The organism is Streptomyces sp. WM6378 (assembly GCF_001279695.1).
GTDB lineage: Bacteria > Actinomycetota > Actinomycetes > Streptomycetales > Streptomycetaceae > Streptomyces.
On record NZ_LGDD01000334.1, the window covers coordinates 11843 to 24913 of the forward strand.

Annotated in this window: 9 protein-coding genes; 4 read left to right on the plus strand and 5 right to left on the minus strand. The window is 70.0% G+C overall.

Annotation, left to right across the window (positions count from 1 at the left end; translation table 11 throughout):
- Positions 1 to 237 precede the first annotated feature (237 nt).
- Entirely contained in the window at positions 238 to 897 is a 660-nt protein-coding gene (locus ADK54_RS37155; RefSeq protein WP_053730238.1) for a 4'-phosphopantetheinyl transferase family protein, read from the minus strand.
- Positions 894 to 1754 (minus strand): metallophosphoesterase family protein, encoded by an 861-nt coding sequence (locus tag ADK54_RS37160; protein WP_234392360.1) that lies wholly within the window; start codon positions 1752 to 1754, stop codon positions 894 to 896. The genes ADK54_RS37155 and ADK54_RS37160 overlap by 4 nt, the downstream gene beginning before the upstream one ends.
- Before the next feature lie 67 nt (positions 1755 to 1821).
- Here ADK54_RS37160 and ADK54_RS48430 point away from each other — a divergent pair, with 67 nt between their 5' ends.
- Both ADK54_RS48430 and ADK54_RS37165 read left to right on the plus strand, forming a co-directional pair.
- Complete coding sequence (locus ADK54_RS48430) at positions 1822 to 1953, plus strand: hypothetical protein (RefSeq protein WP_267887073.1); 132 nt, start codon at positions 1822 to 1824, stop codon at positions 1951 to 1953.
- A 395-nt stretch (positions 1954 to 2348) separates the two neighbouring features.
- Positions 2349 to 3122, plus strand: a complete 774-nt coding sequence (locus tag ADK54_RS37165; protein WP_053730239.1) for a thioesterase II family protein — start codon at positions 2349 to 2351, stop codon at positions 3120 to 3122.
- A gap of 196 nt (positions 3123 to 3318) precedes the next feature.
- Here the strand turns inward: ADK54_RS37165 and ccrA are convergent, their stop codons facing one another.
- Genes ccrA through ADK54_RS37180 form a run of 3 tightly spaced genes read right to left on the minus strand, consistent with a single transcriptional unit; the run spans position 3319 to position 8331 of the window.
- Positions 3319 to 4668, minus strand: coding sequence for a crotonyl-CoA carboxylase/reductase (gene ccrA / locus ADK54_RS37170; protein ID WP_053730240.1), 1350 nt, complete (start codon positions 4666 to 4668; stop codon positions 3319 to 3321).
- A gap of 53 nt (positions 4669 to 4721) precedes the next feature.
- Entirely contained in the window at positions 4722 to 6545 is a 1824-nt protein-coding gene (locus ADK54_RS37175; protein WP_053730241.1) for an ABC transporter ATP-binding protein, read from the minus strand.
- On the minus strand, positions 6523 to 8331 hold the full coding sequence (locus tag ADK54_RS37180) for an ABC transporter ATP-binding protein (RefSeq protein WP_053730242.1): 1809 nt from the start codon (positions 8329 to 8331) through the stop codon (positions 6523 to 6525). The genes ADK54_RS37175 and ADK54_RS37180 overlap by 23 nt, the downstream gene beginning before the upstream one ends.
- Positions 8332 to 8727: 396 nt before the next feature.
- Here ADK54_RS37180 and ADK54_RS37185 point away from each other — a divergent pair, with 396 nt between their 5' ends.
- Complete coding sequence (locus ADK54_RS37185; RefSeq protein WP_053730243.1) at positions 8728 to 9759, plus strand: GDP-mannose 4,6-dehydratase; 1032 nt, start codon at positions 8728 to 8730, stop codon at positions 9757 to 9759.
- A 405-nt stretch (positions 9760 to 10164) separates the two neighbouring features.
- Positions 10165 to 13068, plus strand: coding sequence for a helix-turn-helix transcriptional regulator (locus ADK54_RS37190; RefSeq protein WP_053730244.1), 2904 nt, complete (start codon positions 10165 to 10167; stop codon positions 13066 to 13068).
- The last annotated feature ends 3 nt before the right edge of the window (positions 13069 to 13071 follow it).

Here is a 13071-nt window from a genome sequence, read left to right on the forward strand (position 1 = left end):
CGTGCCGACGGATTGTGACGGCGCCCCGAGGCGCGACGGGGTACGGGGAGGGGTACGCATCATGGATCCGCTGACATTTCCGATGCTCGCCGGGGCTCTCTACACGGCGGTGCAGCAGCGACGCGCGGGCAACGAACCCGACCCTGCTTGTGAGACAGCCACGCAATCGACGCAGAAAGCGTCAGGTAGAGAAGACCCGGACAGCAATGGGATCGACGCCACGTGAGGAAGTTCCTCTTATGACGTCAGCGCGATGGCCGTAAGCAGCAGCTCCTCCCGCGCGAGCCACCGTCCGCTGAACCCCGTCAGGGGGACCCCGTCCGGCCGGTGCCCGGGCCGCAGGAGACGCGCCTCGAAGGTGCCCGAGGCCGAGTCCTCGCCGTACGCGAAGGTGATCTCCGCATCCTTGAAGTCGATCGCGACCCCGGTCAGCGGGAACCACGTCTTGTACACGCACTCCTTCGCGCTGAACAGCAGCCGGTCCCGGCGCACTCCGTCACCGGGCGCCTCCGCCCAACTGACCTCGCTCGGCAGCGCGATGGACGCCAAGACCCCTTCCGGGAGCGGCCCGTTGGGCTCCGCGTCGATGCCGACGGCGACCACGGAAGCCGAGAGGGCGAGCGCTGCGCCCCTGTAGCCCGCGCAGTGGGTCATGCTTCCCACGACGCCCGCCGGCCACTGCGGCACGTTGCGCACACCGGGCAGCACCGGCGCGGCAGGTAGCCCGAGTTCCGCGAGCGCGCGCCGCGCACAGGCACGTACGGTCGCGAACTCGGCCCGCCGCCCTGGCACCGCGTTCGCGACGAGCGCCGCCTCCTGCGGATAGAGCTCGTTCTCGCCTTCGTCCCCGAAGGCCTCGGCGCACACGACGATCGTCGGCAGCAGCTCATCGATCATGCGCGTGCCTCCACCGGAGCTTCTCCGCTGAAGGGGGCGATGGTGCGCAGCAGCCCGCGCGGGTGGCCGCGTTTGCGCCACTCGCGGGGGTAGCCGATGGAGACCTCCTCGAAGCGGACGCCGTCGTACCAGGTGGTGCGGGGGATGTGGAGATGGCCGTAGACGACGGAGGCGACGTTGAAGCGGGTGTGCCAGTCGGCGGTCAGCTCGGTGCCGCACCACTGGGCGAACTCCGGGTGCCACAGCACGTCCGTGGGCTGGCGCACCAGCGGCCAGTGGTTGACGAGGACGAGGGGGACGGAAGGGTCGTGCGCGGCTAGCCGCGCCTCGGTCTCGGCGACGCGGGTCCGGCACCACTCCGCTCGGCCCGGGTGGGGGTCGGGGTGCAGCAGATACTCGTCGGTGCACACCACCCCGGCGTCGTAGGCGCGCTGGAGCGATTCTTTTGCGGTGGTGGTGCCCGGGACGCGGAACGTGTAGTCGTACAGCGTGAACAGCGGCGCGACGGCGAGCGGCCCGCCGGGCCCGGTCCACACGGGGTAGGGGTCTTCCGGCGTCACCACACCGAATTCCGAGCAGAGCTCGACCAGATGCCGGTAGCGTTCTTCGCCCCGGAGCTGGACGGAGTCCTCACGAGGCGTCCACAGCTCGTGGTTGCCCGGTGTCCAGATCACCTTGGCGAACCGGCCCGCCAGCAGGCGCAGCGCCCAGGCGACGTCGTCGAACTTCTCGCCGATGTCGCCCGCGACGATCAGCCAGTCGCCGTCCGAAGCGGGCCGCAGCGAGTCGACCAGCGTGCGGTTCTCGGCGTGGACGACATGCAGATCGCTGACGGCCAGGAGGTTTCCATCAGGCACGGTGCCCTCTCTCTCGTTGATCAGCCTGCCGCCGCTTCGACGGCGGCGGTGGCGGGGAGTGGGAGGCGTGGAGCCGGGCGTAGAAGCCTGGTACGCACAGGAGTTCGCCGTCGGTGCCGCGCCGGGCGTCGGCAACGCCAACGTGCCCGGAATCAGCTGCAGTTGGTGGAGCGCGAGTGCGCCGGTCGCCCCGCCCTAGGGACGCAGCAGCCTCAACAGCACGAAAGGACACCCCTGTTAGCCGACGGCACGCGGGCCGCCAGGTGGACGGAGCCGGCCAGCACGCCGACCCGGTCTATTGGAGCGCACACGGCGCCCGGATATCCCTAGTGTCCGCGCTGACGCCGAGTATGGGGCCGCGAACTGATAGGGAGACGGGGTGGAAGTCTAGGGATTCACCCACTGCGCGGGCATGTCCAATGATTGCCAGGACCCACAAAGGGCTTTGCGGGCCCTGATGGCTCAGGGAGTGAGGTCGCTCGGCCCCCTGGGCGTTCGCCATGTGCCACGGCCCTGTCCCCCCGTCGCAGTGCCCCGCACGCGCCCGCCTGTCAATACGTCCCGGTCGGCTCTACCTACTAGGAGATCACTCACATGACGACGTCCACCGAAGGGGGCCTGTGGGCGCGGCGCTTCCACCCCGCGCCATCCAGCCCCAGCCAGCTCTTCTGCTTCCCTCACGCGGGTGGCTCGGCGTCTTTCTACTTCCCCGTGTCCGCCCAACTGGCTTCCGTGGCGGAGGTGTTCGCGGTCCAGTACCCGGGTCGGCAAGACCGGCGCAAGGAAGTCAGCCCCAGCGATATCGCCGATTTCGCCGACCAGGTCTACGGCGCGCTGCGTCCCACCTTGACGGCCCGGCCCACCACCTTCTTCGGCCACAGCATGGGCGCCACACTGGCCTTCGAGGTGGCCCGTCGTCTCGAAGCAGACGGTGGTGAGCTCGCCCACCTCTTCGCCTCCGGCCGTCGCGCACCCTCCCGGATCCGCGACGAGAACGTCCACCGGAAGACCGACGAAGGCATCGTAGGGGAACTGAAACTCCTCGCCGGAACCGACACCGCGCTCCTCGGCGACGAGGAGATCCTGCGGATGATCCTGCCGGCGATCCGGAGCGACTACCAAGCCATCGAGACCTACCGCTGCGCGCCCGATGTCACCGTCCGGGCACCGCTGACGGTGCTCACCGGCGACAGCGATCCAAAGACCTCGCTCGACGAGGCAGAAGCTTGGCGCGGCCACACCACCGGCCCCTTCGACCTGCGCGTCTATCCCGGCGGACACTTCTACCTCACCGCCGAGGCCGCAGCTGTCATCGCCCTCCTGAGGCAGCATCTCGTCACTCTGAGCCAGCCGGGCTGCGCCCGGTAAACCAAGGACGGCCCGGCCAGCGCCGCGCGGGCGGCGCGCCTGCTCGTTCAGTGAGGTGTTGACCGCTATGTGCCGCGAACAACTCGCCCACAACACGCTGTTCCGGCCCCGCGCCTCGTACGCGGGGCCGGAACAGCGGGCGGTGCCGGCGGCAGCCGGGTAGCGCGCGGCCCGGTGGGCGGGGCCGACGCAGCGGTCAGCGGAACCGGTTGATCGCGTCGAGGTGCTTCGCGCGCATTTCCTCGTCGCGCACGCCCAGTCCCTCGGCCGGGGCCAGGCACAGCACGCCGACCTTGCCCTGGTGGACGTTCCGGTGCACGTCGTGGACGGCGAGCGCGGTGTCGGCCAGCGGGTAGGTGCAGGAGAGGGTGGGGTGGATTCTGCCCTTGACGACGAGGCGGTTCGCCTCCCAGGCCTCGCGATAGTTGGCGAAGTGGGTGCCGACGATGCGCTTGAGGTGCATCCACAGGTAGCGGTTGTCGAACTCGTGGTGGTAGCCGGAGGTGGAGGCACAGGTGACGATGGTGCCTCCCCTGCGGGTGACGTAGACGGACGCCCCGAAGGTCTCCCGGCCGGGGTGCTCGAAGACGATGTCCACGTCCTCGCCGCCGGTCAACTCCCGGATGTGGGCGCCCAGCCGCTTCCACTCCCGCGGGTTCTGGGTGTGCTCGTCGGTCCAGAAGCGGTAGTCCTCGGCCGAGCGGTCGATGATCGCCTCCGCTCCCATGGCCCGGCACACCTCGGCCTTGCGCTGACTGGACACCATGCAGACGGGGTTGGCGCCGCCGGCGAGGGCGAGCTGAGTGGCGTACGAGCCCAGGCCGCCGCTGGCGCCCCAGATCAGCACGTTGTCGCCCTGCTTCATACCGGCGCCGTTGCGGGAGACCAGCTGACGGTAGGCGGTGGAGTTGACCAGACCCGGCGCGGCGGCCTCCTCCCAGGTGAGGTGGGCGGCCTTGGGCATGAGCTGGTTGGCCTTGACCAGGGCTATCTCGGCCAGGCCGCCGAAGTTGGTCTCGAAGCCCCAGATCCGCTGGGCCGGGTCGAGCATGGTGTCGTCGTGTCCGTCCGGGCTCTCCAGCTCCACCGACAGGCAGTGCGCCACGACCTCGTCGCCGGGTTTCCAGACGTTGACCCCGGGGCCGGTGCGCAGCACCACGCCGGCCAGGTCGGAGCCGAGGATGTGGTAGGGCAGGTCGTGCCGCTTGGCGAGCGGCGAGGTGCGCCCGTAGCGCTCCAGGAAGCCGAAGGTCGGCAGCGGCTCGAAGAGGGACGACCAGACCGTGTTGTAGTTGACCGAGCTGGCCATCACCGCGACCAGCGCCTCGCCGGGTCCCAGTTCGGGCATCGGCACCTCGTCGACGCGCAGCGACTTGCGCGGATCCTTGTCCGCGCTGGCCATTCCGCGGAACATCTCGGTGTCCTTCTTGTGGACGGTCACGGCCCTGAAGGACTCTGGTAGGGGAAGCGCGGCGATGTCCTCGGGGGTGTGGTCGGGCGCGCTGATCGCGGCGCGCAGCTCGCTCAGGGCATGGCTGTCGGGCATGGTGGATCGGCTCCTTTCGAGCGATTCGTCAGGTCGTACGGTGCAGTGCCGGTTCAGCGTGGTGAGGCACCCTCCAGCCCGGCACCGGGCCCCACGGCCGAGTGGAGACGGGCGTAGGCCCCCGCGGCGGCCAGGAGCTGGTCGTGGGTGCCTTGCTCGACGATGCGGCCGCCTTCCATGACGACGATCAGGTCCGCGTCGCGGATGGTGGAGAGGCGGTGGGCGATGACGAAGCTGGTGCGGCCCGCGCGCAGCGAGTGCATCGCGCGTTGGATGAGGGCCTCCGTGCGGGTGTCGACGGAGCTGGTCGCCTCGTCCAGGAGCAGGATCGAGGGCCGCGCGAGGAAGGCCCGTGCGATGGTGATGAGCTGCTTCTCGCCCGCGCTGACGTTGGTCGACTCCTCGTCCAGGACGGTGTCGTAGCCGTCCGGCAGGGTGCGGATGAAGCGGTCGGCGCACATGGCGCGGGCGGCGGTCACGATCTCCTCGCGAGTGGCGTCGGGACGTCCGTAGGCGATGTTCTCGGCGATGGTGCCGGAGAAGAGCCAGGCGTCCTGGAGCACCAGGCCGATGTGGGAGCGCAGGTCCTCGCGGGTCAGGGTGGTGATGTCGGTGCCGTCGAGGAGGATGCGTCCCGCGTCGGTCTCGTAGAAGCGCATGAGGAGGTTGCCGAGGGTGGTCTTGCCCGCGCCGGTAGGACCGACGATCGCCACGGTCCGGCCGGGCTCGACGGTGAGGGAGAGGTCCTCGATGAGGGGGGTGCCGGGGGAGTAGCGGAAGCAGACCTTCTCGAACTGGACTTTTCCGACGGCCTTTTGGAGTCCGGCCTTTTGGAGTCGCGCGGGGCGGTCTGGGTCGGGTGTTTGCTCGTCCGCGTCCAGGAGGTCGTGAATCCGCTCCGCGGAGGCGAGGGCGGACTGCAGGCGGGCGGCGATGCCGGCGACCTCGACGGTCGGCTGGCTGAACTGCCGGGAGTAGAGGACGAACGCCTGGACGTCGCCGACGGACAGGGCCCCGGCGACCACGCGCAGCGCGCCGACGACCGCCACGACGACATAGCCGAGATTGGCGACGAACATCATCGACGGCTCGATGGCACCGGAGACGAACTCGGCCCGTGCGCCGGCGCGGTAGAGGGCTGCGTTGTGCTCGTCGAAGGCGCGCTCGGCCTGCTCGCGCCGCCCGAAGCCCTTGACCAGCGCGTGACCGGTGTAGACCTCCTCGACGTGGGCGTTCAGAGCTCCGGTGGCGGACCACTGACGGGCGAACCGCGGTTGCGCGCGATTGCTGATCCGGGCCGCGAGTACGGCGGACACCGGTACACAGGCCACCATGATCAGTGCCAGCAGCGGCGAGATGACGAGCATCAGCACCAGCATGCTCAGTACGGAGAACATCGCTGTGATCAGCTGGCTGAGGGTTTGTTGGAGGGTCTGCTGGAGGTTGTCGACGTCGTTGGTCACCCGGCTGAGCAGCTCACCTGCCGGGTGGCGGTCGAAGTACCGCAGCGGCAGGCGGGCGAGCTTGGCCTCCACGGACTGGCGCAGCGCGAAGACGACACGCTGTACGACGGCCGAGACCAGTCGCCCCTGGAGGAGGGTGAGGAGGGAGGCGGCGGCGAAGAACACCAGCGCGATCAGCAGCACACGGGCGATCCCGTCGAAGTCGACTCCGCCGGATCCACGGGTGTGCCGGATGCCGTCGAAGACGAGGTCCGTGGCCTTGCCGAGGAGCATCGGGCCCGCCGCGTTGAGCGCGACGCCGCCGATGCCGAGGGCGACCGCCAAGGCGACCGGGGCGCGGTGCGGCCGCAGCAGTGCCAGAGTGCGGCGGGCGGGGCCGTGCCGCCCGCGGCTAGAGCTGTCCGCCGAGCTCATGGGCGGCCTCCTGAGGGGTCGTGGCGGTTCCGGTGTCCGAGCCGGAGCCGCCGTAGTGGCCGGTGAGCGCGGTGAGTTGGGATCGGGTGATCTCCCGGTACGCCGTACTGGTGCGCAGCAGCTCCTCGTGCGTTCCGGTGGCGACCACCCGGCCCCCGTCCAGGACCACGATGCGCTGTGCGTGCTGGACGGTGCTGACGCGCTGGGCGACGGTGAGTACCGTCGCCTGGGAGATCTCCGGTTCCAGCGCGGCCCGCAGCGCGGCGTCCGTGGCATGGTCCAGCGCGGAGAAGCAGTCGTCGAAGAGATAGATGTCCGGCCTGCGCAGCACGGCGCGGGCGATCGCCAGGCGCTGCCGCTGTCCGCCGGACACATTGGTGCCGCCCTGCGTGATCGGTGAGTTCAGTCTCTGCGGCAGGCGCTCGACGAAATCCCGGGCCTGCGTGAGCTCCAGCGCGTGCCAGAGCTCGTCGTCGGTGGCGTCGGGGTTGCCGAAGCGCAGATTGCCGGCGACGGTGCCGGAGAAGAGGTACGCCCGCTGAGGGACGAAGCTGACGGTGCGGCGCAGCACCTCCGTGTCCAGTGTGCGGACGTCGACGCCGCCCACGTGGACGCGGCCCTCGGTGGCGTCGAAGTGCCGCAGCACGAGATTGAGCAGGGTGGTCTTGCCGCTGCCGGTGCTGCCGAGGATCGCCACCGTCTCGCCGGGACCGGCGCTCAGGTCGATCCCGCTCAGCACCGGCTCCTGCGCTCCCGGATACCTGAACCCGGCGCCGTACAGGGCCAGTTGGCCGGGCGCGGGCACGGCGCGTACGGGCCGCGGCGGTGTCGTCACGCTCGGCTCGGTCGCCAGCACCTGCTGGATGCGCTCGGCTGAGACCCTTGCCCGCGGCATCGCCAGACACACGAAGGTGACCATCACCACCGACATCATGATCAGCATCAGATAGCTCAGGAACGCGCTGAGCGCACCGAACCGCATCGCCCCGGCGTCGATGCGGTGCGCGCCGAACCACACCACAGCCGCCATGAAGGCGTTCAGTACCAGCAGCACGACGGGAACGATGGTGGCCAGCATGCGGCCGACGTGCAACGAGACGTCACACAATTCGGAATTGGTGCGGCCGAATCTTGCGCCTTCGTGACCGTCGCGCACAAAAGCTCGTACGACGCGGACTCCCGTGATGCGTTCGCGCAGCAGGCCGTTGATGCGGTCCAAGTATTTCTGCATACGGTCGTAGAACGGATCGGTGCGGCCGAGAATGAGCCCGAATGACATTCCGAGGGCCACCATCAGCGTCACCAGGAGCAGAGAGAGCGGAATGTCCTGCTGGAGTGCGAGCGCGATGCTTCCCAGACACATCAGGGGCGCCGACACGACGACGCCGAACGCGGACAGCACCAGCATCTGCACCTGCTGGACATCGTTGACGGTGCGCGTCATCAGCGACGGAGTGCCGAACTGCCCGACCTCGCGCGCCGAGAAGTCCAGCACCCGGCGGAAGACGGCCGAGCGCAGGTCGCGGCCCATCGCCATGGCCGTACGCGCGCTCAGCGACACCGCACCCACGGACGCCGCAACCTGTACGAGCGCCACGGCCAGCATGCCCAGGCCGGTCCGGGTGATGTAGCCGCTGTCGGCCTTGACCACGCCGTTGTCGATGACCGCTGCGCCCAGCGTCGGCAGGGCCAAGGTGGCCAGGATCTGGGCCAGTTGCAGCAGCCCCAGCAGGGCGACGAAGCGCCGGTGGGGACGCAGCTGGGTTCGTAGGAGTCTGAACAGCACCGGGCGACGCTCCAGGAGACGGGCAGGTCCGGTCGGGGCGCGGATGAGGCGCCCACCGGGCCTGGGCGGGGCACACCCGGAAAGTGCAGCGCACCTGGCACAGGAAAATTCGTAGTGTCCGGTGGCGGGGTGCCGCGGGCCGTACCGGATGCGGCGCCGCCTCCCGCACAGGCCAAGAAATGACGCTGGTGGGGACTCCGGAATTCCGTAGTGTTCCCGGAATTTCTTGACACCACGACCGGCCGCTTGGAAGCGTGCGCTTACCCGGCGTCCGGACCGCGGTTTTTTCGACGCCATTCGACACCAAGTGGCCAACAGCTTGAGTGGCCAACATTTCAAGTAGCAGACTCGGCTCTGCGTTTGGGCGGTCTGTTCTGTGCGGAGGAAAGGAATGAGATGTCCAAGCGTGCGCTGATCACCGGAATTACCGGGCAGGACGGCTCCTATCTTGCCGAGCATCTGCTCGCGCAGGGGTACCACGTGTGGGGCCTGATGCGGGGTCAGGCGAATCCCCGGAAGTCGCGGGTCAGCCGGCTCGTCTCCGATCTGTCCTTCGTCGACGGTGACTTGATGGACCAGGCCAGCCTGGTATCAGCTGTCGACAAGGTGCAGCCCGACGAGATCTACAACCTCGGCGCGATCTCCTTCGTGCCGATGTCCTGGCAGCAGGCCGAACTCGTCACCGAGATCAACGGCATGGGCGTACTGCGCATGCTCGAGGCGATCCGCATGGTCAGCGGCCTGAACGGCTCGCGCAACGGCGACGGTAGCCAGATCCGCTTCTACCAGGCGTCCTCGTCGGAGATGTTCGGCAAGGTCGCCGAGACCCCGCAGTGCGAAACCACCATCTTCCGGCCGCGCAGCCCCTACGGCGTGGCGAAGACCTACGGGCACTTCATCACCCGCAACTACCGTGAGTCCTTCGGCATGTACGCGGTCTCCGGCATGCTGTTCAACCACGAATCCCCGCGCCGTGGAGCGGAGTTCGTGACCCGGAAGATCTCCCTCGCGGTAGCCCGTATCAAGCTCGGCTACCAGGACAAGATGTCCCTGGGCAACCTCGATGCCGTGCGCGACTGGGGCTTCGCCGGAGACTACGTCCGCGCCATGCATCTGATGCTGCAGCAGGACGAGCCGAGCGACTACGTGATCGGCACCGGCCAGATGCACTCGGTCCGCGACGCCGTCCGCATCGCCTTCGAGCATGTGAACCTGAACTGGGAGGACTACGTCAGCATCGACCCCTCGCTGGTGCGCCCGGCCGAGGTGGAAATCCTTTGTGCGGACGCCGAGCGCGCCCGCACCCAGCTGGGCTGGGAGCCCACCGTCGACTTCCCCGAACTGATGCGCATGATGGTCGACTCCGATCTGCGCCAGGCATCCCGCGAGCGGGAGTACGGGGATCTGCTGCTGGCCGGCAGCTGGTAGTCCGCCCGCGCCCACGGGATACCTCGGCGCACGGAGTGTGCCCGGGTGTATCCCGTACCACTTCGATACGGCGACCGCGCCGCCACGCGGCGCCAAGGACACTACGGGATTTCGCGTAGTTCTCCCTGTGGAATGGGTGTGTGCAACACAAGGCCGCGACCGACCGCCGTATCCCGGCGGACCGGTCTGGCACCATCGCCAGGAGGAGGCAGCAGGGCCACGACGACCGCCGCGGAAGGAGTTCCGCGGACGTGGAGCCCGCGTGACGAGGAGAGTTGCTGGCCAGGGGTTCCGTAGATCATGTACTCTGGCGCACGTCGGACATCACCCTTTAGAGTGATTTTTGGTGCGATGTGGTGATGTCCGTCACATGCGTTGTGTCTCCGAGGTGCGAGGAGTCCCAGGGTGCGGAGCCAGAGCGTAGATTCTGACTTAGGCGGCGCCTTGGTCGGCCGAGGCGACGTCGTGCGCGAGCTCAACCGCTGTGCCCGCAATGCGCGTTCCGGGCGCGCTTGCTCGGTAGTCGTGACCGGCCCGGCCGGAATCGGCAAGTCCGCCCTCCTGCACGCCTTCCTCAGTGGGCAGGCCGGTCGGCACGCGACGGTTCTGCAGGCCAGCTGCGAGGAGGGTGCGTCGAGCGCGGCATTCAGCGGGGTACGCGCCCTGCTCGGCTCGATCGCACAGGGCGCCCCATTTGAAGGAGCCGCCCGCCACGCCCTGCCCGCCCTCACCCCCGGCGCGCCGGCCGGTGAGTCGCCGCACGCCCCGGCTGTCCAGCACACCTTCCACGGCCTGCACCGCCTCGTGCTGGACATGCTGAGCCGCCGCCCGCTCGTCCTGGCCCTGGACGACATCCATCACTGCGACGAACTCTCCCTGCGCTGGCTGGACTTCCTGCTGCGCCGGTCCGGCGGCCTCCCCCTGCTCGTCGTCCTCACGCAGCAGGCCGAGGCCGCCGCCCTCACCCGCCGCACCCCGGCCCACCACGCCCTGACAGACCTGGCCACCCACCGCCGTACGACGACGCTGCGCCTGCGACCGCTGACCGAGCCGGATGTCGCGGAGATCGTCCGCGGGTTCTTCCCGGCACCCGCCGCCCCCGTCTTCCTCGCCCGCGCGCGGGCCGCGACCGGCGGCAACCCCCGCCTTCTGGGCCGGCTGCTGCGCGAACTGCGTGCCGAGGGCACCGGTCCGGACGCGGGCGGTGCCGACCGGATCGCCGAGACCGGCGGTCGCGTCCTGGCGTCCTGGGCACGCGAACTCCTGGACCGCCGGCCACCCTGGGTCGAACAGGTCACACGGGCGGTGGCGGTCCTCGGCGCGAGCGGGACCGACCACGTCGGCGCCCTGGCCGCCGTCCCCGCCGACGTCGTCGCGGACGCGCTGACGGTGCTGCGCGAGGCCGGACTGCTGGTGCCCGGTGGCCGGCACCTGGCGGACGGCGCGGTGCGAGCCGCGGTACTGGCGCCCCTGGACGCCCAAGCGCTGTCGAGCCTCCACACACGGGCAGCCCTGCTGCTGAGCGACGCGGGCCGACCCGCCGAAGAGGTGGCCGACCACCTCCTGCACGTGCCCTCGATCCCCGAACCATGGATGCCCGGCGTGCTGCTGGAAGCCGCGGCCCGCGCCGAGCAGCTCGGCGCCCCGGAAGCCGCGGCCCGCTACCTGTACCGGGTGTTGGAAGTGGACCCCGACAGCGTGGAGGTCCGCTTCCGGCTGGCCAGATCACTGGCCGAGACCGCCCCGCCCGAGGCCATCGGCCTGCTCCGCGAAGCGCTGGCGCCGGGTGTCGACGTACGCACCCGGGCGCGGATCGCCGCGCAGTTCGGCACGACCGGCCTGGCCGCACGCGAGATCTCCGTCGCCCTGGACATCCTCGAAGACGTCCTGGACGCGCTCGACGCCGAACTCGGCCCCGACCCCCTGCCCGCCGACCGCGAACTGCGGACGCTCGTCGAGTCGGTGCTCCTGATCGTCGGCTCGCACGGCCGCAGCACGTTCGCCGCGACACGGAAGCGGGCCGCGGCGATGACCCTGCCTGAGGGCGACACCCCCGCCCAGTGCCAGAAGCTGGCGGCCATGGCCGTACTGACGGCACTCGACGACCAACCCCCCGAACCGTCCGTGAATCGCGCACTGCGCGCCAGCTCCTGCCCCCAACTGCCGCTGAAGAGCTGGTCCCTGATCAACTCCGCCATCGTCCTCGACCTCGCCGACCGCACCGATGACGCGCTTCGCGCGCTGGACCGCGTCCTGCGCCACGGCCGGGAGAACTCCGCCATATGGACCTATGCCCTGGCCCTCTCCATCCGCGCCGGGATCCAGCACGGCCTGGGAGCGCTCCCGGACGCGCTCGCGGATGCCAGTACGGCGGTCCGAATCAGCAGCGCGGAACGGTGGGGCGAGGTCATGGTCCTGCCGCGCCTGGCCCTGGCGGGCGTACTGGTGGACCGGGGCGAGGCCGCGTCCGCCGAGGCGCTGCTGACCAGCATCGAGCCCGGCCGGCGTGAGGAGTACGTGTGGACCCACCACCGCTACCTGATGGCCCACGGCCGAGCCCGCCGCGCCTTGGGGGACGCGGAGGGCGCACTGGCACTGTTCCGTGAGTGCGGCAGGTCACTGGAGGAGGCCGAAGTGCACCACGCGGCATACCTGCCCTGGTGGGTGGAGGCGGCCTGTGTACTCGCGGAGCTGGGCCGCGCGGAAGAGGCCCAGGAGCCCGCCGCGCACGGCACCCGGCTGGCACGACAGTGGGGCACCCCGCGCGTCCTCGGCCTGGCCGCCCTGGCCCGCGGCGTGGCCACCCCCGGTGACGGCGGCGTGGAACTGCTGGGCGAAGCGGTGCGCGAACTGGCCTCCTCACCGGCCCGCGTCGAGCACGCCCGCGCCGAACTCGTCCTGGGAAAGGTCCTGTTGGCGGACGGCGACCGACCCGCCGCGCGCGAGCACCTGCGTGCCGCGGCCGGTCTCGCCCAGCGTTGCGGCGCCCTCGCGCTGGGTCAGGATGCTCGCGCCACCTTGGTGGCCGCGGGTGGCCGCATGCGCAAGATGACCGGATCGCCCCTGGACCTGCTCACCAGCATGGAACGCAAGGTCGCCAGTCTCGCCGCCGGCGGCGCCGGCAACCGCTCGATCGCGCAGTCGCTGTACGTCAGCCTACGCACCGTCGAGATGCATCTGACCAGCGTGTACCGCAAGTTGGGCGTCGCCGAGCGCGCACAGCTCGCCGAGGTTCTCCGCTCCTCGGGCGGCCGCGGAGCTCGGGCGCCACGGTCGGCACCGCGGCCAGGCGGACAGGGCTTCGGGTGAGCG